A 25,976-nucleotide genomic window follows, 5' to 3' on the forward strand; every position below is an offset into this window, starting at 1 on the left:
GACATGGCACATCATCACGCACCCTCAGGCCCGGTCGGTCCGGCGCCGTTGCCACATCAGGTCGTCTACACGACGCTGCACTACGACACCCCGTGGTCGTACGAGAGCTATCTGAAAACCGGTGGCTACGCCGCGCTGCGCAAGATCCTCGAAGAGAAGATCGCGCCGGCCGACGTCATCGAGATGGTCAAGGCGTCCAACCTGCGCGGCCGTGGCGGCGCAGGCTTCCCGACTGGCCTGAAGTGGTCGTTCATGCCCAAGGGCACGATGCAGAAGTACATCCTGTGCAATTCGGACGAATCCGAGCCGGGCACCTGCAAGGACCGCGACATCCTGCGTTACAACCCGCACTCGGTGGTGGAGGGCATGGCGATCGCCTGCTACGCCACCGGCTCGACCGTGGGCTACAACTATCTGCGTGGCGAGTTCCACCACGAGCCGTTCGAGAACTTCGAGCTGGCGCTGGCCGATGCCTATGCCAACGGCTGGCTGGGCAAGAACATCCTCGGCAGCGGCGTGGATATCGATATCTACGGTGCGCTGGGTGCCGGTGCCTACATCTGCGGCGAAGAAACCGCGCTGATGGAATCGCTGGAAGGCAAGAAGGGCCAGCCGCGCTACAAGCCGCCGTTCCCGGCCAACTTCGGCCTGTACGGCAAGCCGACCACCATCAACAACACCGAGACCTATGCGTCGGTGCCGGCGATCATTCGCAACGGCCCAGAGTGGTTCCTGGGGCTGAGCAAGACCAAGAACGGCGGCCCGAAGATCTTCTCGGTGTCCGGCTGCGTGCAGAAGGGCGGTAATTTCGAAGTGCCGCTCGGCACCACCTTCGACGAACTGCTGGAAATGGCCGGTGGCCTGCGTCCGGGCCGCAAGCTCAAGGGCGTGGTGCCTGGCGGCGTGTCGATGCCGGTGCTGAAGGCCGACCAGGTCGCCGGGCTGCAGATGGACTACGACACCTTGCGTGCGCTCGGCACCGGCCTGGGGTCGGGTGCGATCGTGGTGCTGGATGACAGCGTGTGCTGCGTGCGCTTCGCCTGCCGCATCTCGCAGTTCTTCCACAAGGAATCCTGCGGCCAGTGCACCCCGTGCCGCGAGGGCACCGGCTGGATGCACCGCGTGCTGGAGCGCATCGTCGCCGGCAAGGCGACGATGGAAGACCTGCATCAGCTGCGCACCGTTGCCGGCCAGATCGAAGGACACACCATCTGCGCCTTCGGCGAGGCGGCGGCGTGGCCGATCCAAGGCTTCCTGCGCCAGTTCTGGGACGAGTTCGAGTACTACATCGTCAACGGTCGTTCGATCGTCGACACGCACGTCGGAGTGGCCGCATGAGCGCCCAACCAGTGAACCCCAACGTGCCACCGGACCATGTCACCGTCGAGATCGACGGGCAGTCCCTGGTGGTGCCGAAGGGTTCGATGATCATCCAGGCGGCCGACAAGGCCGGCATCCCGATCCCGCGCTTCTGCTACCACGAGAAGCTGCCGATCGCGGCCAACTGCCGCATGTGCCTGGTGGACGTCGAGAAATCCCCGAAGCCGTCGCCCGCCTGCGCCACGCCGGTGATGGACGGCATGAAGGTCACCACGCGTAGCGAAAAGGCGCTGAAATACCAGCGCAGCGTTATGGAGTTCCTGCTGATCAACCATCCGCTGGACTGCCCGATCTGCGATCAGGGCGGCGAGTGCGAACTGCAGGACGTGTCGCTTGGTTACGGCCGTTCGGTCAGCCGCTTCAACGAGCGCAAGCGCGTGGTGCCGGACGAGGACATCGGTCCGCTGGTTGCCACCGAAATGACCCGCTGCATCCAGTGCACCCGTTGCGTGCGTTTCACCGCAGACATTGCCGGCACCTACGAGCTGGGTGGCATGTATCGCGGCGAGAACCTGCAGATCGGCACCTACGACGGCAAGCCGCTGACCACCGAAATCTCCGGCAACGTCATCGACGTCTGCCCGGTGGGCGCGCTGACCAACAAGGTGTTCCAGTTCCGTGCGCGTCCGTGGGAGCTGATGGCGCGCGAGTCGCTCGGCTACCACGATGCGATGGGCTCGAATCTGTTCCTGCACGTGCGTCGCGGCGAAGTGCTGCGCACCGTGCCGCGCGAGAACGAGGCGGTCAACGAGTGCTGGCTGTCCGATCGCGATCGTTATTCGCATCAGGGCCTGTATGCGGAAGACCGTGCGGTCAAGCCAATGAAGAAGGTCAACGGGCAGTGGACCGAGGTGAGCTGGGCCGAAGGTCTGGCCGCCGCGACGCAGATCCTGCGTGACAACGCCGGCGATCAGCTCGGTGTGCTGGTGCATCCGTCCACCTCCAACGAAGAGGGCGCCTTGCTCGCACGTCTGGCCGAAGGCCTGAACAGCGGCAATCTGGATCACCGCCTGCTCAACCGTGATTTCTCCGATGCTGCGGTGGCCGAAGCGTTCGCCACGCCGCTGGCCGAGATCGAGCGCGCCGATGTAGTGGTGCTGTTCGGCACCAACGTACGCCACGAGCTGCCGTTGCTGCATGCCCGCCTGCGCAAGGCCAGCATCCAGAACGGAACGCAGATCCATTCGGTCAACCCGGTCGATTTCGATTTTGCCTTCACCCAGGCAAGCCGCACGGTCGTTGCGCCGTCGCAGCTGGCCGGTGCCCTGGACGATGCGGCGTTGCGCGATGCGGTCAAGGGCGCCACACGCGCCGTGATCGTGGTCGGCGCACTGGCTGAAAACCACCCGCAGGCTGCCGCATTGCGTGCCGCTGCACGCGACTTCGCCGCTGCAACCGGCGCCTCGCTGTGCCGCATCCCGCAGGGTGCGAACGCGGTCGGTCTGGTGTCGCAGGGTGTGCTGCCGACCGCACGCGATGTCGCCGGCATGCTGGCGCAGCCGCGCCAGGCCTACGTGCTGTATGGCATCGAGCCGGGTCTGGATTTCGCCGATGCCGCCGCTGCACGCAGCGCCCTGGCGGGTGCCAAGGTGGTCGCGTTCAGCCAGTTTGCCTGCGTCTCGACGCGCGACGTGGCCGATGTGATCCTGCCGATCGGTGCGCTGCCGGAAATCGACGCATCGCTGACCAATCTGGATGGCCGCGTGCAGACCGCACGTGCCGCCGGTCGCCTGCCGGTCGAAGCGCGCGAAGGCTGGCGCGTACTGCGTGCACTCGGTGGCGAGCTGGGTCTGGCCGGTTTCGAATTCATCGATCTGGTCGGCCTGCGTGCCGGCATGCAGAACCGTTCCGTCAGCCCTGTCGCCTCGGCGCAGCCGGCTGCGAGCAGCGACGGGCTGGAAGTTGCCGCCACCGCTGCGATCTATCGCACCGATGCGGTGGTGCGTCGCGCCGCCGCGCTGCAATCGCATCCGCTCAACATCGCGCCGTGTGTGGCGATGCATCCGGAGCAGGCTGCGCAGTTGCAGGTCGGCGCTGGTCAGATGGTCAAGGTCGGTACCGACGCCGGTAAGGCGACGTTGCCGGTAGTGCTGGACAAGCGCGTCGCACCGGGCACGGTGTGGATCGAATCCGGCCATGGCGCAACCGCGCCGCTCGGTGCCGGTCGTGTAACGGTGGTGGCTGCATGAACGAATTGCTGTTGAACCTGGTCGATCCCCTGCACCAGTGGTTTGTCGGTCTGGGCGATGGCGGCGTGGTGCTGTGGACCGTGCTGAAGATCCTGCTGATCACCGTGCCGGTGATCGTGTCGGTGGCCTTCTACGTGGTCTGGGAGCGCAAGCTGATCGGCTGGATGCACGTGCGTCACGGGCCGATGTACGTGGGCATGGGTATCTTCCAGGCCTTCGCTGACGTGTTCAAACTCCTGTTCAAGGAGATCGTGCAACCGAGCAGCTCGCACAAGGCGATGTTCATCATCGCGCCGCTGCTGACCCTGGCGCCGGCCTTCGCGGCCTGGTCGGTGGTGCCGTTCGACGCGCAGCTGGTGCTGTCCAACGCCAACGTCGGTTTGCTGTATCTGCTGGCGATGACCTCGCTGGGCGTGTACGGCATCATCCTGGCCGGCTGGGCGTCCAACTCCAAGTACGCGTTCCTGGGTGCGATGCGCTCGGCCGCGCAGGTGGTCAGCTACGAAATCGCGATGGGCTTTGCGCTGGTCGGCGTGATGATCGCCTCCGGCAGCGTCAACCTTAGCCAGATCGTGTTCGCGCAGGCGGGCAGCTCGGGCTTCTTCGACTGGTTCCTGATTCCGCTGTTCCCGTTGTTCATCGTGTACTGGGTGTCCGGCGTCGCCGAAACCAACCGCGCGCCGTTCGACGTGGTGGAAGGCGAATCGGAAATCGTCGCCGGCCACATGGTGGAGTACTCGGGCGGTGCGTTCGCGCTGTTCTTCCTGGCCGAATACGCCAACATGATCCTGGTCAGCTTCCTGATCTCGATCTTCTTCCTGGGCGGCTGGTTGAGCCCGATCCAGGGTTGGGTCAATGCGGATATCTCGCCGTGGATCGACTGGTTGTGGAAGGGCGGTTGGCCGTGGCTGCTGATGAAGGTGTTCTTCTTCGCCAGCGCCTACATCTGGTTCCGTGCCAGCTTCCCGCGCTACCGCTACGACCAGATCATGCGTCTGGGCTGGAAGGTGTTCATTCCGCTCACGATCGTGTGGATCGCAGTGACGGCGTTGATGGTGTTTTACGGCGTGATCCAGAAGGGCGTGTAACTGATGAACAAGATCACCCATTACTTCAAGAGCCTGCTTCTGCTCGAACTGCTAGGTGGCCTGTGGCTGACGTTGAAATACACGTTCAAGCCCAAGTACACCGTGCTGTACCCGATGGAGAAGTTCCCGCAGTCGCCGCGTTTCCGTGGCCTGCACGCATTGCGTCGCTATCCCAACGGCGAAGAGCGCTGCATCGCCTGCAAGCTGTGCGAAGCGGTGTGCCCGGCGCTGGCGATCACCATCGACTCGGCCAAGCGCGAGGACGGCTCGCGCCGCACCACGCGCTACGACATCGATCTGTTCAAGTGCATCTTCTGCGGCTTCTGCGAAGAAAGCTGCCCGGTGGACTCGATCGTCGAGACGCACATCCTCGAGTACCACTTCGAGAAGCGTGGCGAGAACATTGTCAACAAGCCGCAGCTGCTGGCGATCGGAGACCGGTTTGAAACCGAGATCGCCGAGCGTCGCGCTGCCGATGCCGCCTTCCGTTGAGGTCATGATGGACTGGGTCACTATTGCTTTTTACGCCTTCTCCGCCGTCGCGGTCGTGTCCGCCGGTGCGGTGATCAGCGTGCGCAACCCGGTGTACGCCGTGTTGTGCCTGATCCTCACCTTCTTCTCGATGGCATGCATCTGGTTGCTGGTCGGCGCCGAGTTCCTCGGCGTGACGCTGGTGCTGGTCTACGTCGGCGCGGTGATGGTGCTGTTCCTGTTCGTGGTGATGATGCTGGACATCGACACCAGCCGCCTGCGCGAAGGGTGGGTCAAGTACATGCCGGTCGGTGTCATCGTGGCGGTTGCCATGCTGGCGCAGATGGTCACCCTGATCGGGGTCAAGGCGCGCAGTGCCGCACCGTTCCCGGCCGATAACGCCGCTGCGCAGGCCGCCGACGTGTCGAACCTGACCTGGCTGGCCAAGACCCTCTATACCCAGTTCCTGCTGCCGTTCGAGTTCGCCGCGGTGATCCTGACCGTGGCCGTGGTGGCCGCGGTGATGCTGACCCTGCGCAAGCGCACTGGCATCAAGCACCAGAATGCGGGCGAGCAGTCGCGGGTGAAGGCGGGCGATCGTCTGCGCATGGTCAAAATGGCGGTTGAAAAGCCGGTACAGGTCGCGCCGAAGCTGGATGCGGCCGACGGACAGGAGGCGAAGTCTTGATTACCTTGGGCCACCTGCTGGGACTGGGCGCGGTGCTGTTCTGCATCTCCCTGGCCGGCATCTTCCTCAACCGCAAGAACGTCATCGTGCTGCTGATGTCGATCGAGCTGATGCTGCTGTCGGTCAACGTCAACTTCATTGCGTTCTCGCGCGAGCTTGGCGACCCCGCCGGTCAGCTGTTCGTGTTCTTCATCCTGACCGTTGCCGCCGCGGAGGCTGCGATCGGCCTAGCGATCCTGGTGACTCTGTTCCGCACGCGCCGCACGATCAATGTGGCCGAAGTCGATACGTTGAAGGGCTGACCTGTAGATGGAAATCACTCTCTCCAAGAGTCTGTTGATCGCGGTGGTGCTTGCACCGCTGGTCGGCAGCATCATCGCCGGCCTGTTCGGTCGCCAGGTAGGGCGCAAGGGCGCGCAATACGTCACCATCCTGGGTGTGGCGGTCAGCTGCGTGCTGTCGTGCCTGACGCTGTATCAACTGGTGGAGCAGGGCGCCAGCCCGTTCAACCAGAACCTGTACACCTTCTTCGATGTCGGTAACTACTCGGCGCATGTCGGCTTCATGGTCGATCGCCTGACCGCGATGATGATGGTGGTGGTGACCTTCGTGTCGCTGCTGGTGCACATCTACACCATCGGCTACATGGAAGAAGACCCGGGCTACCAGCGTTTCTTCAGCTACATCTCGTTGTTCACCTTCTCCATGCTCACGCTGGTGATGAGCAACAACTTCCTGCAGCTGTTCTTCGGCTGGGAAGCGGTGGGTCTGGTGTCCTACCTGTTGATCGGTTTCTGGTTCAAGCGCCCGACCGCCGTGTTCGCCAACATGAAGGCGTTCCTGGTCAATCGCGTCGGCGACTTCGGCTTCATTCTCGGCATCGCCGGTGTGCTGCTGTGGTTCGGCTCGCTGGATTACTCCACCGTGTTCGCCAACGCGACCACCATGGCCGGTGCCAAGGTGCAGCTGTTCGCGGGGCATGAGTGGAGCGTGATGACGCTGATCTGCATCTGCCTGTTCATCGGCGCGATGGGCAAGTCGGCGCAGGTGCCGTTGCACGTGTGGCTGCCGGACTCGATGGAAGGCCCGACCCCGATTTCGGCACTGATCCATGCCGCGACGATGGTGACCGCCGGCATCTTCATGGTCGCGCGCATGTCGCCGCTGTTCGAGCTGTCGGAAACCGCGTTGAACTTCATCCTGTTCATCGGTGCGACCACGGCCTTCTTCACCGGCCTGATCGGCATCGTGCAGAACGACATCAAGCGCGTGGTTGCGTACTCCACGCTGTCGCAGCTGGGCTACATGACCGTGGCGCTGGGCGTGTCGGCGTATTCGGCCGCCGTGTTCCACCTGATGACGCATGCCTTCTTCAAGGCGCTGCTGTTCCTGGCGGCCGGTTCGGTCATCATCGGCATGCACCACGAGCAGGACATGCGCAAGATGGGCGGCCTGCGCAAGTACATGAAGGTGACCTACTGGACCAGCGTGATCGGTACCTTGGCACTGGTCGGCACGCCGTTCTTCTCCGGCTTCTACTCCAAGGACACCATTATCGAGGCAGCCGCACACCATGCCCATGAGTCGCATAGCTGGATCGCGACCTATGGTTATTGGGCAGTGCTCGGCGGCGTGCTGGTGACCAGCTTCTACAGCTTCCGCCTGCTGTTCCTGACCTTCCACGGCAAGGAACGCTTCCGCGATGCCCATGCGCACGCTGCGCATGCACACCACGACAGTGCGCACACCGATGCCGAGGCGCAGGTCCACGCGCACGATAGTCATGCGCACGACGTGCATGCACACAATACGCACGGCCACGACGACCACGGTCATGGCCACCATGGTGCCCACGAGCCGCACGAATCCAAGTGGGTGGTGACGCTGCCGTTGATCCTGCTGGCGATCCCGTCGGTGGCGATCGGTTTCTTCACCATCGGTCCGATGCTGTTCGGCACCGACTGGCAGGGCCACCACGCCGCGCATGCGCTCAAGGGGCAGGCAGTGTCGTTCTTCACCGGCATCGTCGATTTCTACGATCCGGCGCGTGACACCGTCGGCGCACTGGCCGAAGAGTTCCATGGCCCGGTCGCCTTCGCGGTGCATGGCATGATGGCGGCACCGTTCTTCCTGACGGTCGCCGGTCTGCTGCTGGCTGCGCTGTTCTATCTGTGGAAGCCGGAACTGGCCACCAAGTCGCGCAAGGCGTTCGCGCCGGTGGTGTGGCTGCTGGAAAACAAGTACGGCTTCGACAAGCTCTGGATCAATGGCTTCGCCGGTGGCGGCGTGGTCCTTGGCAAGGCGTCACGTGCCATCGATACCCATGTGGTCGACGGTGTCGTCGTCAATGGTTCTGCCCGACTGATCGACCTGGCTGCAAATCTGCTGCGTCGCACGCAATCCGGTTTCCTCTATCACTACGCCTTCGCAATGATCATCGGTTTGATCGCCTTGTTGGCGGTACTGATGCATTTCTGGCGTTGACCTGTACGGAATAAGAAAACGTGTCGAACTGGCCTTTACTGTCTATCTTGATCTGGCTGCCGATTATCGGTGGCGCCTTGATCCTTGCGTTGCGCAACGCCGAGACTGCCCGCTGGGCATCGTTGGCGGTGGCGGTGGCGACCTTTGTGCTGAGTCTGCCGCTGCTGGGCTACGACACCGCCAATGACGCCATGCAGTTCATCGAACTGCATGCCTGGATCCCGGCCTACAACATCGGCTACAACCTGGGCGTGGACGGCATCGCGGTCGCGTTGATCGTGCTGACCACGCTGGTGACGGTGCTGGCGCTGATCGGTGCCTGGCGCTCGATCGACAAACGCGTCAATCAGTACGTGGCCGCCTTCCTGATCCTGGAAGGCGTCACGGTCGGCATCTTTGCCGCGACCGACGCGATGCTGTTCTATGTCTTCTTCGAAGCCATGCTGATCCCGATGTTCCTGATCATCGGCGTCTGGGGCGGTCCGCGGCGCATCTACGCGGCGATGAAGTTCTTCCTGTACACCTTCCTCGGCTCGGTGCTGATGCTGGTGGGCCTGGTCTACCTGTACCTGAAGGGCGGCAGCTTCCAGCTGGCCGATCTCTACGCGCTGCAGCTGACCGCCAAGGAGCAGACCTGGATCTTCTTCGCCTTCCTGATCGCGTTCGCGGTCAAGGTGCCGATGTTCCCGGTGCACACCTGGCTGCCGGATGCGCACGTCGAAGCGCCGACCGCCGGTTCGGTGATTCTGGCCGCGATCGCGTTGAAGATCGGTGGCTACGGCTTCCTGCGCTTCAACCTGCCGATCGTGCCGGATGCAAGCCACGAGTTCGCCTGGCTGGTGATCACGCTGTCGCTGATCGCGGTGATCTACGTCGGTCTGGTAGCCCTGGTGCAGGACGACATGAAGAAGCTGGTGGCGTATTCGTCCATCGCGCACATGGGCTTTGTCACCCTTGGCACCTTCATCGCCTTCACCCTGGTGCGTGAGTACGGCAGCACCGATGCCGCCCGCCTGGGCCTGCAGGGTGCGATGGTGCAGATGATTTCGCACGGCTTCGTGTCCGGTGCGATGTTCTCCTGCATCGGCGTGTTGTACGACCGCATGCATACCCGCCGCATCGCCGATTACGGTGGCGTGGTCAACGTGATGCCGTGGTTTGCGACGTTCTCCATGCTGTTCTTCATGGCCAATGCTGGCCTGCCGGGTACCAGTGGCTTCGTCGGCGAGTTCATGGTGATCCTGGCTAGCTTCCAGAAGCATCCGCTGGTTGCCTTCGCTGCCGCCACCACGCTGGTGATCACCGCCGCGTATACGCTGTGGCTCTACAAGCGCGTGTTCTTCGGCGAAGTGGCCAATGCCCATGTGGCCGAGCTGAAGGACATCAATGGCCGTGAGGCGTTCGTGCTGGGGGTGTTCGCCGTTGGCGTGCTGGCCCTGGGCCTGTATCCGAAGCCGCTGACCGATCTGATGGAACCATCGATCGCCAAGCTGGCTACCCAGATTGCCGCGTCCAAGCTGTAACAGCTTGCCGTACGTTTTGATTTCCAGGATTTGATGATGACCACGCCAACGCTCGCGCCGTTGACCACCGCTGACCTGGCTCCGCTTGTTCCGGAGCTGGTGCTGATCGGCGGCGCCTTTGCACTGCTGATGCTCGACCTGTTCGTGAGCCAGCGGAACAAGGTCTGGACCCACCTGTTCTCCGTCGCCGTGCTCGCGGTGGTGTTCGCGCTGTTGGCGACCGGTACGGGCGGGCAGGGCGAGATCTTTCACGGCATGTTCGTGCGCGACACCGCAGCCGACGTGATGAAGACGGTGATCGTGCTGGTCAGTGGCCTGAGCCTGGTCTATGGCTGGACCTACCTGCGCGAACGCAATCTCTACCAGGGCGAGATCCCGGTGCTGGTGTTGTTCGCCACCGCCGGCATGATGCTGCTGACCTCGGCCGGCAGCCTGCTGATGGTGTACCTGGGCCTGGAACTGCTCGCGCTGTGCTCGTACGCATTGGTCGCCTCCAATCGCGATAACGGCCTGGCTACCGAAGCGGCGATGAAGTACTTCGTGCTCGGTTCGTTGGCCTCGGGCCTGCTGCTGTACGGCATGTCGCTGGTCTATGGCGCCACCGGTACGCTGAGCCTGAGCGGCATCCACGACGCGATCGAAGGCTCCAACGAGCGCACGCTGCTGCTGACCGGCACCATCTTCATGATCGCCGGCGTGGCCTTCAAGCTGGGTGCTGCCCCGTTCCACATGTGGTTGCCTGACGTGTATCAGGGGGCGCCGGCGCCGATTGCCTTGTTCATCAGCTCTGCGCCCAAGCTCGCTGCCTTCGGTATGGCGTATCGCCTGCTCGAGGTCGGCATGGGGCCGCTGTCGCCGCAGTGGCATCTGTTGATCGGCGGCCTGTCTGCGGTGTCGCTGGTGATCGGCAACCTGATGGCGATTGCGCAGAGCAACCTCAAGCGCATGCTGGCGTACTCGACCGTCTCGCACATCGGCTTTCTGTTGATGGGCGTGGCCGGTGGTGGCGAGGAAGGCTATGCCGCGGCGATGTTCTACGCGGTGAGCTATACCATCATGTCGACCGCCGCGTTCGGCGCGATCATCGCGTTGTCGCGCAACGGCTTCGAAGCCGAGAACATCGATGATTTCAAGGGACTCAACGCACGCAATCCGTGGATGGCCGGCCTGGTGCTGTGCATCATGGCCTCGCTTGCGGGTATCCCGCCGTTCCTGGGCTTCTGGACCAAGCTGGCGGTGCTCAGCGCCGCAGTAAATGGCGACATGCTGTGGCTGGCCCTGGTCGGTGTGCTCTGCGCGGTGATCGGCGCCTTCTACTATCTGCGCGTCATCAAGGTCATGTACTTCGATGAGCCGGTGGGCGAGCCGCTGCCGGCCAACAACGACCGTGTGCTGGGTACCGTGCTCGGTGTCAACGCGCTTGCGTTGCTTGCGCTGGGCCTGGCCTGGAGCCCGATCATGGTGTGGTGCCAGCGTGCATTTGCAGGCCTTGCCTGAGTCACAGTCGTGGCATGACCTCGCGGCACATGTGCACACGCACTGTTGATGGGCCGACTGAAATAAAGTCGTGATTGCTGTTTCGTTTTTGTTGCAATGCGGTTATCATTTGCCGCGACGTTGAAGACCCCCCCGGGGTTTTCAATCGATGAAAAACTAGGGCTTGCAATTGCCGCTCAAGTTCTTCATAATTCCGCTTCTGCTGCGGGGTGGAGCAGTCTGGCAGCTCGTCGGGCTCATAACCCGAAGGTCGCAGGTTCAAATCCTGCCCCCGCTACCAAGTTTTGAAGTACTGCTTTAATGCAATGCCTTAGGGCAGTCCTTCAGCTTCTTGGATCGCAAAGACGCATGTTCCCGTCTTTGCGCCGACCCTGAGAGGTCGGGCTTTTTTCACGCAAGGGGCCCATCGGGCCCCTTGTTTTTTCCGGAACCGGAAAGTTTGCTGCCGGTTGCCGGGGTTCTACTGGCAATCATCTGATCAGGGCAGTCTGTGAGCGAAAAAGCGACCGAAATCGCGAATCTGCTGAGTCCAACGGTTGAGTCCTTGGGCTTGGAACTGCTGGGTGTGGAATATCTTCCCGCTCCAGGTGGCGCCACATTGCGCCTGTACATCGATGTGCCGCTGGCCGAACAGCCCGAGCGTGTCATCAACGTCGACGACTGCGAGCGTGTGAGCCGCGAAGTCTCGGCCCAGCTCGACGTCGAAGACCCCATCACCGGCAACTACACGCTCGAGGTGTCCTCGCCGGGTGTGGATCGTCCGTTGTTCACGCTGGAGCAGTTCGGCCGTCACGTTGGCGAGTCCGCCAAGATCGTGCTGAAGCTGGCGCAGGATGGCCGGCGCCGCTTCCAGGGCCAGATCGTGCGGATCGACTCCGAGGCGGATGCGGTGGTGTTCGCCGTCGACGGCAAGGATGTGCAGATCGGCTTCGACAACATCGACAAGGCGCGCATCCTGCCGGATTGGGTCGCCCTGGGCCTGGCCCCGCAAAAACCGAACAAGCCCGGCCCGAAAAAACCCGGGCACGACAAGAAGAAACCATCCAACGAGTCGGCGGCTGGCAAGCCGCGCGCGGAGTGACGAAATGAGCAAGGAACTTTTGCTGGTAGTGGATGCGGTGGCCAACGAAAAGGGCGTGCCGCGCGAAGTGATCTTCGATGCGATCGAGGCCGCGCTGGCTTCCGCAGCGAAGAAGCGCTATCCCGACCAGGACGTGCTGACGCGCGTGACCATCGACCACAAGGACGGTAACTACGAAACCTATCGTCGTTGGGAAGTGGTTGCCGACGATGTCGTGATGGAATCCCCGGATCGCCAGGTGCGTCTGATGGATGCCGTTGACGAAGCCGACGGCGTCGAGGTGGGAGACTACATCGAAGAACAGATCGAAAACCCGGACTTCGGCCGTATCGCGGCGCAGGCTGCCAAGCAGGTGATCGTGCAGCGTGTGCGCGAGGCCGAGCGTCAGCAGGTGGTCGATGCCTGGAAGGATCGCGTCGGCGAGTTGATCACCGGTGTGGTCAAGCGCGCCGAGCGCGGCAACATCTTTGTCGATCTGGGCGGCAATGCCGAAGCCTTCATTCCCAAGGACAAGGGCATTCCGCGTGACGTGCTGCGCCCGGGCGACCGCGTGCGCGGCTATCTGGCCGAAGTGCGTTCCGAGCCACGTGGCCCGCAGCTGTTCATCAGTCGCGCCGCGCCGGAATTCATGATCGAGCTGTTCAAGCTCGAAGTGCCGGAAGTGGGTCAGGGCCTGGTCGAGATCAAGGCCTGCGCACGCGATCCGGGCGACCGCGCCAAGATCGCGGTGATCGCGCACGACACCCGCACCGATCCGATCGGCGCGTGCATCGGCATGCGTGGTTCGCGCGTGCAGGCGGTATCCAACGAGCTCAATGGCGAGCGCGTGGACATCGTGCTGTGGAACGAGAACCCGGCCAACTTCGTCATCAATGCGATGGCGCCGGCCGAAGTGCAGTCGATCATCGTCGATGAAGACAAGCACTCGATGGATCTGGCCGTGGCGGAAGACCGCCTGGCCCAGGCGATCGGCAAGGGCGGCCAGAACGTGCGTCTGGCCAGCCGCCTGACCGGTTGGCAGCTCAACGTGATGACCGCCGACCAGGTGGCCGCCAAGTCCGAAGCCGAGCAGACCTCCGCGCGCCAGTTGTTCATGGATCGCCTGGAAGTGGACGAAGAAATCGCAGCGATCCTGGTGACCGAAGGCTTCAATACGGTCGAAGAAATCGCCTACGTGCCGGTCGGCGAGTTGCTGGCGGTGGAAGGCTTCGACGAAGACATCGTCGAAGAGTTGCGCGCCCGTGCCCGCGATGCGTTGCTCAACGCCGCGCTGGCAGAAGAAGAAGGCCTGGAAGGAACTCAGCCCACCGAGGACCTGCTGGCGCTGGAGGGGATGGACGAGGAAACGGCCTTTGCTCTGGCCGAGCACGGCGTGCGCACCAGCGAGGACCTGTCCGACCTGGCAGCGGACGAGATCGTCGACTTCGGCATCGAGGGTCTGACCCAGGAGCGCGCCGCGGCGCTGATCCTGGCGGCCCGCGCCGAGGAGATCGCCCGTTTGGAGCGCGGCGAATGAGCCGGCAATGAACCGCGCCCTGACCCCATCAGGGCTTAGAATCAGCGTTTCCCTTGCTCTGGGCGAGGGGGCGCCAACCAGATCATAGGATCCGAATGTCGCAGCAAACCACCATCCGCAAGCTTGCCGAACTGGTCAATACGCCGGTCGATAAACTGCTGGTTCAACTGGCCGAGGCCGGAATGAAGTTCAGCGGTCCCGACCAGGTCGTGACCAGCACCGAGAAGATGAAACTGCTTGGCTTCCTGCGTCGCACGCATGGCAAGGCCGAGACGCCCGCCGAAGCGGCGAGCGAAGCAGCCAAGAAGATCACGCTCAACCGGCGCAAGCTGCAGGAAGTCACGGTCAGCGCCGGCCGCACCAAGACCACGGTCAACGTGGAAGTGCGGCAGAAGCGCACCTATGTGAAGTCCGAAAACGAAGGCGGCGGCCGTCCTGCGCCGATGACGCCGGACGAAGAGCGCGCCGACATCCTGGCCAAGCTCGCCGCTTCGCGTCAGCGCAATCTCGACGAGCAGCAGGCACTGGCCGAAAGCGACCGCCTGCGCGACGAGGCGATCCAGCGCAAGCGCGAAGAGGAACAGGCTGCGCGCGACCGCGCCGAAGCCGAGCGCAAGGCTGCCGAGGAAGCCGCTGCGGCTGCCAGTGCGCCGGCGCCGGTGGCTGCCGCACCCGCACCGTCTGCAGCGCCTGCCGCACGCGCACCGTCGCCGTCGTCTGCGCCGCGTCCGGCCCGTCCGGCTGGCGCATCGCCGGCATCGCGCCCGGCCACGCCGGCGCGTCCTGACGACCGTTCCAATGCCGCCAAGCACAAGACGCGCGGTTCGCACGTCATGGTGGCCGGTGTCGAGGACGACGATGCGACCAAGCGTTTTGCCGGGCAGTTGCACCTGTCCGCGGCAGATCGTGCGCGCCGTTCCAACGTGCGCGGCAAGCCGACCGGTCGTCCGGGCTCGTCGTCCTCGCGTCGTGGCAACGACAATGGCCGTGGTGGCAACCAGGGCAACAGCGGTCCGCACGGATTCGAACGTCCGACCGCACCGGTGGTGCGCGAAGTGGCGATCGGCGAGACCATCACCGTTGCCGATCTGGCGCAGAAGCTCGCGCTCAAGGGCGGCGACGTGGTCAAGGCGCTGTTCAAGATGGGCGTCATGGCGACCATCACCCAGAGCATCGACCATGACACCGCCGCGCTGGTGACTGAAGAACTCGGCCACAAGGCCGTGCGTGCCGACAATGCCGACTTCGAGGATGCGCTGCTGGCACATGCCGAGGATGCGCAGGGCGATGCCACGCCGCGTCCGCCGGTGGTGACCATCATGGGTCACGTCGATCACGGCAAGACCTCGCTGCTGGATTACATCCGTCGCACCAAGATCGCCTCCGGCGAAGCCGGCGGCATCACCCAGCACATCGGTGCGTACCACGTCGAAACCGCCCGTGGCGTCATCAGCTTCCTGGATACGCCCGGCCATGCCGCGTTTACCTCGATGCGTGCCCGTGGAGCCAAGATCACCGACATCGTGGTGCTGGTGGTTGCAGCCGATGACGGCGTGATGCCGCAGACCAAGGAAGCGGTGGCGCATGCCAAGGCGGCAGGCGTTCCGTTGATCGTGGCGGTGAACAAGATCGACAAGGCCGGTGCCGATCCGCTGCGGGTCAAGAACGAATTGCTGGCCGAAAACGTGGTGGCCGAAGAGTTCGGTGGCGATACCCAGTTCATCGAAGTGTCGGCCAAGGTCGGTACCGGTGTGGACACGCTGCTGGACGCGATCTCGCTGCAGGCCGAAGTGCTGGAACTCAAGGCAGTGGCCGAAGGCCGCGCCAGCGGCACCGTGATCGAATCCTCGCTGGACAAGGGCCGCGGCCCGGTGGCCACGGTGCTGGTGCAGCAGGGCGCGCTGAAGCGTGGCGATTACCTGGTGTGCGGCATCCAGTACGGCCGCGTGCGTGCGCTGTTCGACGAGACTGGCCACCAGCCGGCCTCGGCCGGCCCGTCGATCCCGGTGCAGGTGCTCGGCCTGTCCGGCGTGCCGGAAGCCGGCGACGACTTCGTGGTCGTCGACGACGAGCGTCTGGCCAAGGACGTGGCGCAGCAGCGCGAAACCAAGCGTCGCGAGTCGCGTCTGGTGGCCTCGGCCAGCAACCGCATGGAAGACATCCTGGCCCAGATGGGCAAGGGTGAAGGCCAGCAGGTGCTGAACCTGGTGATCAAGGCCGACGTGCAGGGCTCGGTGGAAGCGCTCAAGCAATCGCTGGTGGCGTTGTCCAACGACGACATCCGCATCAACGTGATCCACTCCGGCGTGGGCGGCATCACCGAATCCGATGCGAATTCGGCAGCGGCCTCCAAGGCCACGGTGATCGGCTTCAACGTGCGTGCCGATGCCTCGGCCCGCAAGATCGTCGAGTCCAACGGCATCGATCTGCGTTACTTCTCGATCATCTATGACGTGATCGACCAGGTGAAGCAGGTGGCCTCCGGTCTGCTCGGCGTGGAAATCCGCGAAGAGATCATCGGCATCGCACAGGTCCGCGATGTGTTCCGCAGCTCGAAGTTCGGCGCGGTTGCAGGCTGCATGGTCATCGAAGGCGTGGTGAAGCGCAGCAAGCCGATCCGCGTACTCCGCGACAGCGTCGTGGTGTTCGAGGGCGAGCTGGAATCGCTGCGTCGCTTCAAGGAAAACGTCGAGGAAGTGCGCAACGGTACCGAGTGCGGTATCGGCGTGAAGGCCTACAACGACGTCAAGGCCGGCGACCAGATCGAGTGCTTCGAGCGTATCGAAGTCGCCCGCACGCTGTAAGGGCTGCCGGGGCCTGCGGGCCCCGGACTCCGCCAGGCGGAGTTGCAACGCGAGTTCTGCAAGGCGGGGGCGGCATGGCCGCCCGCGTCCGTTTTTGGCTTCGGTGCCAATTGGCCCTCCGAATCAACCAGGTCCATGACCATGCCAACCAAATCATTTCATCGCACCGACCGCGTTTCGGCGCAGGTGCGTCGCGACCTCGGCACGATCGTGCACGCGGCCGTGCGCGACCACGGCCTGCCGTCGGTCAGCGTTTCCGACGTCGAAATCAGCCGCGACCTGGCGCATGCCAAGGTGTTCGTCACCGCGCTGCAGCAGGAACGCTCGGCCGAAGCGGTCAAGGGGCTTAAGGAAATCGCCGGTCAGTTGCGTACGCAGCTGGCGCGCGCGATGAAGCTGCGCCACGTGCCCGAGCTGCATTTCCATTACGACGATTCGGTCGACCGCGGCGAGCGTATCGACAACCTGCTGCGTGACTTGGACGATGTCGGCCCCGAGGCCGCATCCAGCGACGAGGACGCCGAGCAGCGCTGAGCGCTGCCGGCCCGCCGCCTGTCGATCAGCGGCCCCGATTTCAACGGGCACGCACAGTGCCCGATTCGAGCACCGATCTGTTGAAACCCCGTATCGTCTATCGCCCGTTGCACGGCATCCTGTTGCTCGACAAGCCGGCTGGAGTCAGCTCCAACACGGCCTTGCAGTCCGCGCGCCGTTTGTTGCGTGCCGAAAAGGGCGGCCACACCGGCAGCCTGGATCCGCTGGCCACCGGCTTGCTGCCGCTGTGTCTGGGCGAGGCCACCAAGATTGCCGGCCTGCTGCTCGGTTCGGCCAAGGCCTACGACGCCGAGATCGTGCTGGGTGTCACCACCGATACCGACGATGCCGATGGTCAGGTGTTGCGCGAGCGTGCGTTGCCGGCACTGGGCGAAGACGCGCTGCGTGCAGCGCTGACTCCCTTCATCGGGCGCATCCGCCAACAGGCGCCGATCTATTCTGCGCTCAAGCAGGGTGGCGAGCCGCTGTACGCCAAGGCTCGCCGTGGCGAGGTGATCGAGGCGCCGGTGCGCGAGGTCGATGTGCATGCAATCGATGTGCTCGGTTACGCCGCGCCGCGGCTGCAGTTGCGTGTGACCTGCGGCTCGGGCACCTATATCCGCAGCCTGGCGCGCGATCTGGGCGAGGTGCTTGGCTGCGGTGCGCATATCGCCTCGCTGCGCCGGCTCTGGGTGGAGCCGTTTCGCGCGCCGCAGATGATCACGCTGGAAGCGCTGTCGGCAGCCCTGGAAGCGGGCACCGACGCGCAGGAGCTATTGCTGCCGATCGAGGCCGGACTGGCCGATTTTGCGCGGATCGTGCTCGATGCGTCGCATGCGGCGCGTTTTCGCATGGGTCAGCGTCTGCGCGATCCTGCATTCCCGACCGGCCAGGTGGCCGTGTTCGGACCCGACGGGATCCCCTCAGGGCTAGGCCTGGTGGACGCGGAGGGGCGTTTGTCGCCGCAGCGATTGTTCAATGGACTGAACGAAGCAGGGGCTTGTTAAGGTTTAGTCAACTTGTTCCCGGGCCCGCACGACGTTACAATTTTGCGGCCCCGATCGGGGCACCTCCAGCGCCAAGCGCGCTCATCCCTAGCAAACGGCGAGTCCGGCGGTGCGTCATGCACGTTCCTGCCGACCACGCATCTATCGAGTAAACATCATGTCCGTCGACACCCAGAAAGTTATTGAAGACAACAAGCGCAGCGCCCAGGACACCGGTTCGCCGGAAGTGCAGGTCGCCCTGCTGACCGCGCGCATCGAGCTGCTGACTGGTCACTTCAAGACCCACAAGAAGGATCACCACAGCCGTCGTGGCCTGCTGCAGATGGTCAACCGTCGCCGCAGCCTGCTCGACTACCTGAAGAAGAAGGACAACGAGCGTTACAAGTCCTTGATCGAGAAGCTCGGCCTGCGCCGCTAATCGAGTCACACCGCCGCGGCGCAGCGATGCGCCGCGGCTTTGTTTTGGTCATTCGCATCACGTTATCTGCAGCATGCAGTTCATGGGCCGGAGCCTCCCGGCCGCCCGTTCTCGGCATGGGTCGACGACGGTCCAACGAAGACAGCAACACCTAAGGGAAAAAACCTCCGTGGCAAAAATCACCAAAACCTTCCAGTACGGCAAGCACACCGTCACCCTGGAGACGGGCGAAATCGCTCGCCAGGCAGGCGGCGCCGTCATCGTCAAGTTCGACGACACCGTACTGCTGGTCACCGCCGTCGCCGCCAAGAGCGCGCGCGAAGGGCAGGACTTCTTTCCTCTGACGGTTGATTATCAGGAGAAGTTCTACGCCGGCGGCCGCATCCCGGGCGGCTTCTTCAAGCGCGAAGGACGTGCGACCGAGAAGGAAACGTTGATCTCGCGCCTGATCGATCGCCCGATCCGTCCGCTGTTCCCGGAGGACTACAAGAACGAAGTGCAGATCATCGCCACCGTGATGTCGATGAACCCGGACATCGACGGCGATATCGCCGCGCTGATCGGCGCATCGGCTGCGCTGTCGCTGGCCGGCACCCCGTTCAACGGCCCGATCGCTGCGGCGAAGGTCGGTTACAAGAATGGCGAATACATCCTCAACCCGACCGTGACCGAGCTGAAGGATTCGCAGCTGGAGCTGGTCGTGGCCGGTACCGCCAATGCGGTGCTGATGGTCGAGTCCGAAGCCGAGCTGTTGTCGGAAGAAGTGATGCTGGGCGCGGTGACGTTCGGCCATCGCGAGATGCAGAAGGTCATCAACATCATCAACGAGCTGACCGTCGAAGCCGGCACCAAGCCGTCCGACTGGGTGGCTCCGGCCAAGAACGACAGCATGATCGCTGCGCTGAAGGAAGCGGTGGGCGACCAGCTCGCGTCGGCGTTCCAGGTGCGCGACAAGCTGCAGCGCCGCGACGCGATTTCGGCGATCAAGAAGGACGTGCTGGGTGCGCTGGCACCGCGCGCCACGGTCGAAGGCTGGGCTGCCGGTGACCTGTCCAAGGAATTCGGCGAGCTGGAATACCAGACCATGCGCGGCTCGGTGCTGAGCACCAAGGTGCGCATCGACGGCCGTGCACTAGATACCGTGCGTCCGATCAGCGCCAAGGCCGGCGTGCTGCCGCGTACCCACGGTTCGGCGCTGTTCACCCGCGGCGAGACCCAGGCGATCGTGATCACCACGCTCGGCACCGCACGCGACGGTCAGGTCATCGACGCCGTCTCGGGCGAGTACAAAGAGAACTTCCTGTTCCATTACAACTTCCCTCCTTACTCGGTGGGCGAGTGCGGTCGTTTCGGCGCGCCGAAGCGTCGCGAGATCGGCCACGGCCGTCTGGCCAAACGCGGCGTGCTGGCAGTGATGCCGAGCCTGGAAGAATTCCCGTACACCATCCGCGTGGTCTCGGAAATCACCGAGTCCAACGGTTCGTCCTCGATGGCATCGGTCTGCGGCAGCTCGCTGGCGCTGATGGACGCCGGTGTGCCGATCAAGGCGCCGGTCGCCGGTATCGCGATGGGCCTGGTCAAGGAAGGCAACGACTTCGTGGTGCTGTCGGACATCCTGGGTGACGAAGATCACCTCGGCGACATGGACTTCAAGGTGGCCGGCACTTCCGAAGGCGTGTCCGCGTTGCAGATGGACATCAAGATCGAAGGCATCACCGAAGAAATCATGAAGCAGGCATTGCAGCAGGCCAAGGCCGGCCGTCTGCACATCCTCGGCGAGATGGCGCATGCGCTGACCACTCCGCGTCAGGAACTGAGCGACTACGCGCCGCGTCTGCTGACCATCAAGATCCACCCGGACAAGATCCGCGAAGTGATCGGCAAGGGCGGCTCGACCATCCAGGCCATCACCAAGGAAACCGGTACCCAGATCGACATCCAGGACGACGGCACGATCATCATCGCCTCGGTCAATGCGATTGCCGCGCAAGCTGCGAAGTCGCGCATCGAGCAGATCACCTCCGACGTGGAGCCGGGCCGCATCTACGAAGGCAAGGTCGCCAAGATCATGGACTTCGGTGCGTTCGTCACCATCCTGCCGGGCAAGGACGGCCTGGTGCACGTCTCGCAGATCTCCAGCGAGCGCGTGGAAAAGGTCGGCGACAAGCTGAAGGAAGGCGATCTGGTCCGCGTCAAGGTGCTGGAAGTGGACAAGCAGGGCCGTATCCGTCTGTCGATCAAGGCAGTGGAAGAAGGCGAGGGCGTTCCGCCGTCGGCCGAGTAATCGCCGCTGGTTGATGCGTCACGAAAAAGCGGGCTTCGGCCCGCTTTTTTGTTGGCTGTTCGGCAAGGGCGCCTGACTTGATCCTTCTCCTGCGGGAGAAGGTGCCCCGCAGGGGCGGATGAGGGTACGGACGAAGCCTCGCGCGGTTGAGCCTTGGCCAAGGCTTCGCCGCCGTACCCTCACTCCAACCCCTCTCCGGATGGGAGCGGGGCTTTGAGCCTTGCTTACCCGGGCTGCTGTGTCGGCGCGGGCTGTGTCTCCGGACGCGGCGGCACCACGCGCGGGAAACCCGGCGGCATCGTGGTGGGTAAGGTGGTTGGCGAAGGCAGCGGTTCGACCGGTGGTGGCGCCGTCATCACCGCATCCGGGCGCAGCTTCAACAGGGCCGCCCAGTCGCGTCGATTGAAATCGCAGAGTTCTTCGTGTGCCGGCGTGCACTCGCTGGCGATGCCCAGGCCGTCTTCGCTCTGGTCCTGGCTGCCGTCGGATTGGGGCGTCGGCAACACCACGCGGCCGGCGCGGTCCAGCGGCATCTTGCGCATCATCACCGTGTTGAACACATTGCCGCCGATCAGGTACAGGGTGCGATCGCCACCGACGTTGGCGGCGATCACCACGTCGCAATGCGATTGCCACGGCATCGGCGCGCTGCCGCCAAGCCCGGCCTTGAGGCCGGCGTAGCCGAGCGCAGCGCTGCGCCCGCGCAGCAGGCACAGCAGATCGCCGGGGGCGGGTTTTTCCACCGCCGGGTCGGTGAACTGGTACGGGCCGCTTGCGCCATCGTTGTAGGCGCTGCGGATGTAATCCAGATGGCGTGCAGAGCGGTGGAAACCGCTCAGGCCGGCCTGCGTCATCACCCAGGAGATGAAGGCGGCCGACCATGGGTTGTCGACCAGGAACGCGCGGCAATCGCTGGCGGTGTAGCGCGTGCCATCCAGTGCCGCGCAACTCGATGCGCCGGGGCGGCCGCCCATCGATGCCAGCGTGCCGCTGTCGCGCCAGTAGCCGGCCACGCGTTGCCAGGCGACCACGCCGTGGTCGGCCAGATAGCCCGATTCGGCCTCGGTCACGCCCAGGCTGGCCAGACGGCCCTTGGCATCGATAAACGGGTGCTGCCACAGGCGATGCTCGTTGCAGGCACTGCGCACGATGGCGATTGCTGCAGGGCTGGTGCCGAAGCGCGGCGGTACATCGCAGACTTCCGCGGCGGCCGCGGTGCCGCCCCATACGGCCAACACCAGACAGAGCCACGGCCAAGGTTTTACAGTCATCGCAGATCCTGCACAGAACAATCGCAGCAGGCTGACAGAGCCGGCTGCGGGCACGCGTGAAATCAGCGCGGCGGTGGGCCGAGTTTGAGCGACAGATCGACCGCGTGCACGTGCTTGGTGAGCCCGCCGATGGAGATGCAATCCACCCCATCGGCTGCAATGGCGGCAATGCCGGCCAGATCCACGCTGCCGGAGACTTCCAGAGGGATGCGTTGTTCGCGCGGCAGGGCGGCAACGATGCGCACCGCGTCGCGACGCATCGCCGGGTCGAAATCGTCGATCAGGATGCGCGTGCAACCGACCTGCAAGGCCTCGTGCAGCTGCTCCAGCGTTTCCACCTCCACCACCAGCGGCAACTGCGGTTGCTGCGCACGTGCGGCATGCACGGCGGCGCTCAGCGAGCCGGCGGCGCGAATATGGTTTTCCTTGAGCATCACCGTGTCGAACAGGCCGATGCGGTGGTTGTCGCCACCGCCGCAGCGCACCGCGTATTTCTGCGCGACGCGCAGGCCCGGCAGCGTCTTGCGCGTGTCCAGGATGCGCGTGCCGGTGCCGGCCACGGCAGCCACGTATGCAGCGGTGGCGGTCGCGGTGGCCGATAGCGTCTGCATGAAGTTGAGCGAGGTGCGCTCGGCGCTGACCAGGCTGCGGCTGCGGCCATGTAGCAGCGCCAGCACCGTGCCGGCGGCGACGTGCTGGCCTTCGTGCACCTGCCAGTCGATCCGCACCTGCGGATCGAGCGCGCGGTGCGTGGCGTCGAACCACGGCCGCCCGGCGATCACGGCGTCCTGCTTGCACAGCAGGTATGCGCTGTCTGGCTGATCGGGCAAAAGCGCCGCGGTCACATCGCCGCTGCCGATGTCCTCGGCCAGCGCGCGCGCCACATCGGCCTCCACCAGCGCGGCCGGTGGCGCCTCCGGCACGATGGTGCGAACAGAAGGATTCACTTTTCGGGGAAGTCGGCGATCTGCGCAGTGCCGATGGCTTCTTCGGCCAGCAGCACCGGAATGCCGTCGTCGACGCGGAAGATCTGCTTGCGGTCGCGCGTGATCAGCGCCTCGCGCAGTGGCTGTGTCTGCGCGGTGCCGTCGGCACGCTGCAGGGTTCCGCCGGCGATGGCGGTGTTGAGTGCCTCCAGGCCCTTGCCGTCGAGCAGCGAGAGCGGCTGGCGGGTATCGGGCGAGCACAGCAGGTCGAGCAGTTTGCGATCCATCGAAGTCTTGTCTTGCGTGGAAGATGGCTAGAATACGTCTTTACCGCAGGGCAGGGCCATGACCTCCAACCACTCCGCGCCGCTGGTCGGCATCGTGATGGGTTCCCGTTCCGATTGGGAAACCATGCAACACGCAGCTCAGAAGCTCGATGCGCTGGGCGTGCCTTACGAAGTCAAGGTGGTCTCGGCGCACCGCACACCGGACGTATTGTTCAGCTATGCCGAGCAGGCTGGCGAACGCGGTCTGCGCGCGATCATTGCCGGCGCCGGTGGCGCGGCGCATCTGCCGGGCATGCTGGCGGCCAAGACGGCGGTGCCGGTGCTCGGTGTGCCGGTACAGTCCAAGGCGCTCAACGGCATGGATTCGTTGCTGTCGATCGTGCAGATGCCGGCCGGGATTCCGGTGGCGACGTTTGCGATCGGCAACGCCGGCGCGGCCAATGCGGCCTTGTTCGCCGCCGCGATGCTGGCGCCGGAGCAGGCGCAGATCGGTCAGGCACTGGCGCAGTTCCGCGCCAGGCAGACCGACGATGTCATGGCCAGCGACGACCCGCGCCAATGACCACAGTCGGCATTCTGGGTGGCGGCCAGTTGGCCCGCATGCTGGTGTTGGCCGGTGCGCCGTTGGGCTTGCGGTTTGGGGTGTTCGACCCGGCTACCGATGCCTGCGCAGGGCAGGTGGCGCCGCTGCAGGCGGGCGCCTTTGACGACACCGCCGCGCTTGCCGCATTCGCCGCACAGGTGGATGTGATCACCTTCGATTTCGAAAACGTGCCGGCCGCCGGCGCGCAGCAGTTGGCTGCGCAGGTGCCGGTGTTTCCCAGCGCTGCCGCGTTGGCGGTGGCGCAGGACCGGCTCAGCGAAAAAACCCTGTTCCTCGAGCTCGGCATTCCGGTGCCCGAGTTCGCCGCCATCGACGACCGTGCAGGGCTCGACGCTGCATTGGCCCGTATCGGCACGCCGTGCGTGCTCAAGACACGTCGCTTCGGCTACGACGGCAAGGGCCAGTTCCGCATCAAGGCGCTGGCCGATGCCGATGCCGCGTGGGACGCGCTCGGCGCGCAGGCGGCGAAGGTCGGACTGATCGTGGAGGCCTTCGTGCCGTTCGAGCGCGAGGTCAGCGTGGTGGCAGTGCGTGGGCGTGATGGCGAATTCCGCGCCTGGCCGCTGACCGAGAACTGGCATGTGGACGGCGTGCTCTCGGCCAGTCTTGCGCCGGCGCGTGTGGATGCCGGCTTGCAGGCTGCGGCAGAGACGCATGCGCGTGCGGTCGCCGAACGTCTGGACTACGTCGGCGTGTTCGCGCTGGAACTGTTCGTACGCGATGGCCAGTTGCTCGCCAACGAGATGGCGCCGCGCGTGCACAACTCCGGGCATTGGACCATCGAAGGTGCCGAGACCTCACAGTTCGAAAATCATGTGCGCGCCGTGCTCGGTCTGCCGCTCGGCAGTACCGCGATACGCGGGCATGCCTGCATGCTCAACTGGCTGGGCGCGATGCCGGACGCGACTGCATTTTTGGCGGTGCCCGGTGGGCATTGGCACGACTACGGCAAGCAATCGCGCGAGGGCCGCAAGGTCGGCCATGCCACACTGCGCGCAGAGACGCCGCAGGCGCTTGCGCAGGCGCTGAGCGCAGCAGGCACCACGCTGCAGCGTGATGCGCAGGTCGAACCGGTGCTCGCGCGTTTGAGCGAAGCATAATTCGCAGAACCATCGCTGGCGCTGCTGCGGCCTCGCCGATGCGCAGGTCCGTGGCGAAGATGCACGGCAGTGCGCGGTGCCGCCAGACGATGTTGCAACAGGTCACCTGATCGTTGACCTGTTGCAACGGCGCAAGCGCTAGCCTAACCGGCTGGCCACGAACTCCCAGTTGATCAGCTTCCAGAACGCGTCCAGGTACTGCGCGCGGTCCTGCCGGTAATCCAGGTAATAGGCGTGCTCCCAGAGGTCGCAGGTGAGCAGCGGGGTGTCCGGCCCGGTGAGCGGCGTGGACGCATTCGGCGTGGCGACGATCGCCAGTGCGCCATCCGGGCGCTGCACCAGCCACACCCAGCCCGAGCCGAAGCTGCCCAGGGCGACGCGGTTGAATTCCTGCTTGAAATGCACGAAGTCGCCGAACGATTTGGCGATGCGGTCGGCCAGCCGGCCCAGCGGCTCACCGCCGCCGCGCGGGCGCAGGCACTGCCAATAGAAATTGTGGTTCCACACCTGCGCAGCCAGATGGAATAGCGTGCCCTGCGCCTGCGCGATGATGTCTTCCAGCGTCAGCTCGGCGAACTCGCTGCCTTCGATGCGCGCATTGAGCCGATCGACCTCGCTGCGGTGACAGACGCCGTGGTGCGCCTCCAATGTGGCGGCAGACAGATGCGGCTCCAGGGCGACGCGGGAGTAGGGCAGTGCAAGGTGTTCGATCGGCATGATGGCAAGGGCAGCGAAGGGAGTGCGGCGACAGGTCGCGCTGAAGGCTTACAATGCGCGCCTTTGCGGAAGTCTATCCGACCCGGCGGTCGGGCCTGCCGCTCCCA

General features: G+C 64.4%; 22 protein-coding genes and 1 tRNA gene. 19 read left to right on the plus strand and 4 right to left on the minus strand.

Annotation, left to right across the window (positions count from 1 at the left end; all coding sequences use genetic code 11):
- Positions 1-3 precede the first annotated feature (3 nt).
- From nuoF to pnp, 17 genes are all read left to right on the plus strand, one after another.
- Positions 4-1,338 (plus strand): NADH-quinone oxidoreductase subunit NuoF, encoded by a 1,335-nt coding sequence (gene nuoF / locus DYQ94_RS14255; RefSeq protein ID WP_024937978.1) that lies wholly within the window; start codon positions 4-6, stop codon positions 1,336-1,338.
- A complete protein-coding gene (nuoG, locus tag DYQ94_RS14260) occupies positions 1,335-3,569 on the plus strand; it encodes an NADH-quinone oxidoreductase subunit NuoG (protein WP_126965970.1) in 2,235 nt (744 codons plus the stop codon). The genes nuoF and nuoG overlap by 4 nt, the downstream gene beginning before the upstream one ends.
- Entirely contained in the window at positions 3,566-4,657 is a 1,092-nt protein-coding gene (gene nuoH / locus DYQ94_RS14265) for an NADH-quinone oxidoreductase subunit NuoH (RefSeq protein ID WP_039522183.1), read from the plus strand. The genes nuoG and nuoH overlap by 4 nt, the downstream gene beginning before the upstream one ends.
- A gap of 3 nt (positions 4,658-4,660) precedes the next feature.
- On the plus strand, positions 4,661-5,149 hold the full coding sequence (nuoI, locus tag DYQ94_RS14270) for an NADH-quinone oxidoreductase subunit NuoI (RefSeq protein ID WP_002810206.1): 489 nt from the start codon (positions 4,661-4,663) through the stop codon (positions 5,147-5,149).
- Positions 5,150-5,153: 4 nt separating this feature from the next.
- Positions 5,154-5,816, plus strand: coding sequence for an NADH-quinone oxidoreductase subunit J (locus DYQ94_RS14275; protein WP_172837831.1), 663 nt, complete (start codon positions 5,154-5,156; stop codon positions 5,814-5,816).
- The gene (nuoK, locus tag DYQ94_RS14280; RefSeq protein WP_006450557.1) at positions 5,813-6,118 is read left to right on the plus strand and encodes an NADH-quinone oxidoreductase subunit NuoK; all 306 of its coding nucleotides are present in this window, start codon (positions 5,813-5,815) and stop codon (positions 6,116-6,118) included. Before DYQ94_RS14275 ends, nuoK begins: the two co-directional genes overlap by 4 nt.
- A 7-nt stretch (positions 6,119-6,125) precedes the next feature.
- The gene (gene nuoL, locus DYQ94_RS14285) at positions 6,126-8,300 is read left to right on the plus strand and encodes an NADH-quinone oxidoreductase subunit L (protein ID WP_126965971.1); all 2,175 of its coding nucleotides are present in this window, start codon (positions 6,126-6,128) and stop codon (positions 8,298-8,300) included.
- A 20-nt stretch (positions 8,301-8,320) separates the two neighbouring features.
- Positions 8,321-9,823: an NADH-quinone oxidoreductase subunit M gene (locus DYQ94_RS14290; RefSeq protein WP_039522180.1), complete on the plus strand. Its 1,503-nt coding sequence runs from the start codon at positions 8,321-8,323 to the stop codon at positions 9,821-9,823.
- Between the two features lie 36 nt (positions 9,824-9,859).
- Positions 9,860-11,320 carry an NADH-quinone oxidoreductase subunit NuoN gene (gene nuoN, locus DYQ94_RS14295; protein ID WP_024937972.1) on the plus strand — a complete coding sequence of 487 codons (1,461 nt, stop codon included), beginning with the start codon at positions 9,860-9,862 and terminating at the stop codon, positions 11,318-11,320.
- A gap of 203 nt (positions 11,321-11,523) precedes the next feature.
- Positions 11,524-11,600 (plus strand) — tRNA-Met (locus DYQ94_RS14300).
- Between the two features lie 210 nt (positions 11,601-11,810).
- Positions 11,811-12,401: a ribosome maturation factor RimP gene (gene rimP / locus DYQ94_RS14305; RefSeq protein WP_024937971.1), complete on the plus strand. Its 591-nt coding sequence runs from the start codon at positions 11,811-11,813 to the stop codon at positions 12,399-12,401.
- Between the two features lie 4 nt (positions 12,402-12,405).
- Positions 12,406-13,917, plus strand: a complete 1,512-nt coding sequence (gene nusA, locus DYQ94_RS14310) for a transcription termination factor NusA (RefSeq protein WP_024937970.1) — start codon at positions 12,406-12,408, stop codon at positions 13,915-13,917.
- Positions 13,918-14,012: 95 nt separating this feature from the next.
- Positions 14,013-16,721, plus strand: coding sequence for a translation initiation factor IF-2 (gene infB, locus DYQ94_RS14315; RefSeq protein ID WP_160954463.1), 2,709 nt, complete (start codon positions 14,013-14,015; stop codon positions 16,719-16,721).
- A 141-nt stretch (positions 16,722-16,862) separates the two neighbouring features.
- The gene (gene rbfA / locus DYQ94_RS14320; protein WP_024937968.1) at positions 16,863-17,255 is read left to right on the plus strand and encodes a 30S ribosome-binding factor RbfA; all 393 of its coding nucleotides are present in this window, start codon (positions 16,863-16,865) and stop codon (positions 17,253-17,255) included.
- 80 nt (positions 17,256-17,335) lie between these two features.
- Positions 17,336-18,262 (plus strand): tRNA pseudouridine(55) synthase TruB, encoded by a 927-nt coding sequence (truB, locus tag DYQ94_RS14325; protein WP_054592593.1) that lies wholly within the window; start codon positions 17,336-17,338, stop codon positions 18,260-18,262.
- A gap of 157 nt (positions 18,263-18,419) precedes the next feature.
- Positions 18,420-18,680, plus strand: a complete 261-nt coding sequence (rpsO, locus tag DYQ94_RS14330; RefSeq protein ID WP_003485583.1) for a 30S ribosomal protein S15 — start codon at positions 18,420-18,422, stop codon at positions 18,678-18,680.
- Positions 18,681-18,849: 169 nt separating this feature from the next.
- Positions 18,850-20,964: a polyribonucleotide nucleotidyltransferase gene (gene pnp, locus DYQ94_RS14335; RefSeq protein ID WP_054592535.1), complete on the plus strand. Its 2,115-nt coding sequence runs from the start codon at positions 18,850-18,852 to the stop codon at positions 20,962-20,964.
- Positions 20,965-21,188: 224 nt separating this feature from the next.
- Here pnp and DYQ94_RS14340 read toward each other — a convergent pair whose 3' ends face one another.
- The 3 genes from DYQ94_RS14340 to DYQ94_RS14350 form a co-directional block, all read right to left on the minus strand.
- A complete protein-coding gene (locus tag DYQ94_RS14340; protein ID WP_160954464.1) occupies positions 21,189-22,235 on the minus strand; it encodes a DUF2272 domain-containing protein in 1,047 nt (348 codons plus the stop codon).
- A 62-nt stretch (positions 22,236-22,297) separates the two neighbouring features.
- Positions 22,298-23,182 carry a carboxylating nicotinate-nucleotide diphosphorylase gene (gene nadC / locus DYQ94_RS14345; protein WP_126965973.1) on the minus strand — a complete coding sequence of 295 codons (885 nt, stop codon included), beginning with the start codon at positions 23,180-23,182 and terminating at the stop codon, positions 22,298-22,300.
- Entirely contained in the window at positions 23,179-23,448 is a 270-nt protein-coding gene (locus DYQ94_RS14350) for a Trm112 family protein (protein WP_024937963.1), read from the minus strand. Before DYQ94_RS14350 ends, nadC begins: the two co-directional genes overlap by 4 nt.
- Positions 23,449-23,506: 58 nt before the next feature.
- Between DYQ94_RS14350 and purE the strand changes: the two genes are divergently transcribed.
- Positions 23,507-24,010: a 5-(carboxyamino)imidazole ribonucleotide mutase gene (gene purE, locus DYQ94_RS14355; protein WP_016901088.1), complete on the plus strand. Its 504-nt coding sequence runs from the start codon at positions 23,507-23,509 to the stop codon at positions 24,008-24,010.
- Entirely contained in the window at positions 24,007-25,152 is a 1,146-nt protein-coding gene (locus DYQ94_RS14360; RefSeq protein WP_126965974.1) for a 5-(carboxyamino)imidazole ribonucleotide synthase, read from the plus strand. The genes purE and DYQ94_RS14360 overlap by 4 nt, the downstream gene beginning before the upstream one ends.
- Before the next feature lie 138 nt (positions 25,153-25,290).
- On the opposite strand, the gene DYQ94_RS14365 is transcribed toward DYQ94_RS14360, so the two are convergent.
- Entirely contained in the window at positions 25,291-25,869 is a 579-nt protein-coding gene (locus DYQ94_RS14365; RefSeq protein ID WP_126965975.1) for a superoxide dismutase, read from the minus strand.
- Positions 25,870-25,976: the final 107 nt, after the last annotated feature.

The organism is Xanthomonas sp. LMG 8993, assembly GCF_009835065.2.
GTDB classification, from domain to species: Bacteria; Pseudomonadota; Gammaproteobacteria; order Xanthomonadales; family Xanthomonadaceae; genus Xanthomonas; species Xanthomonas arboricola.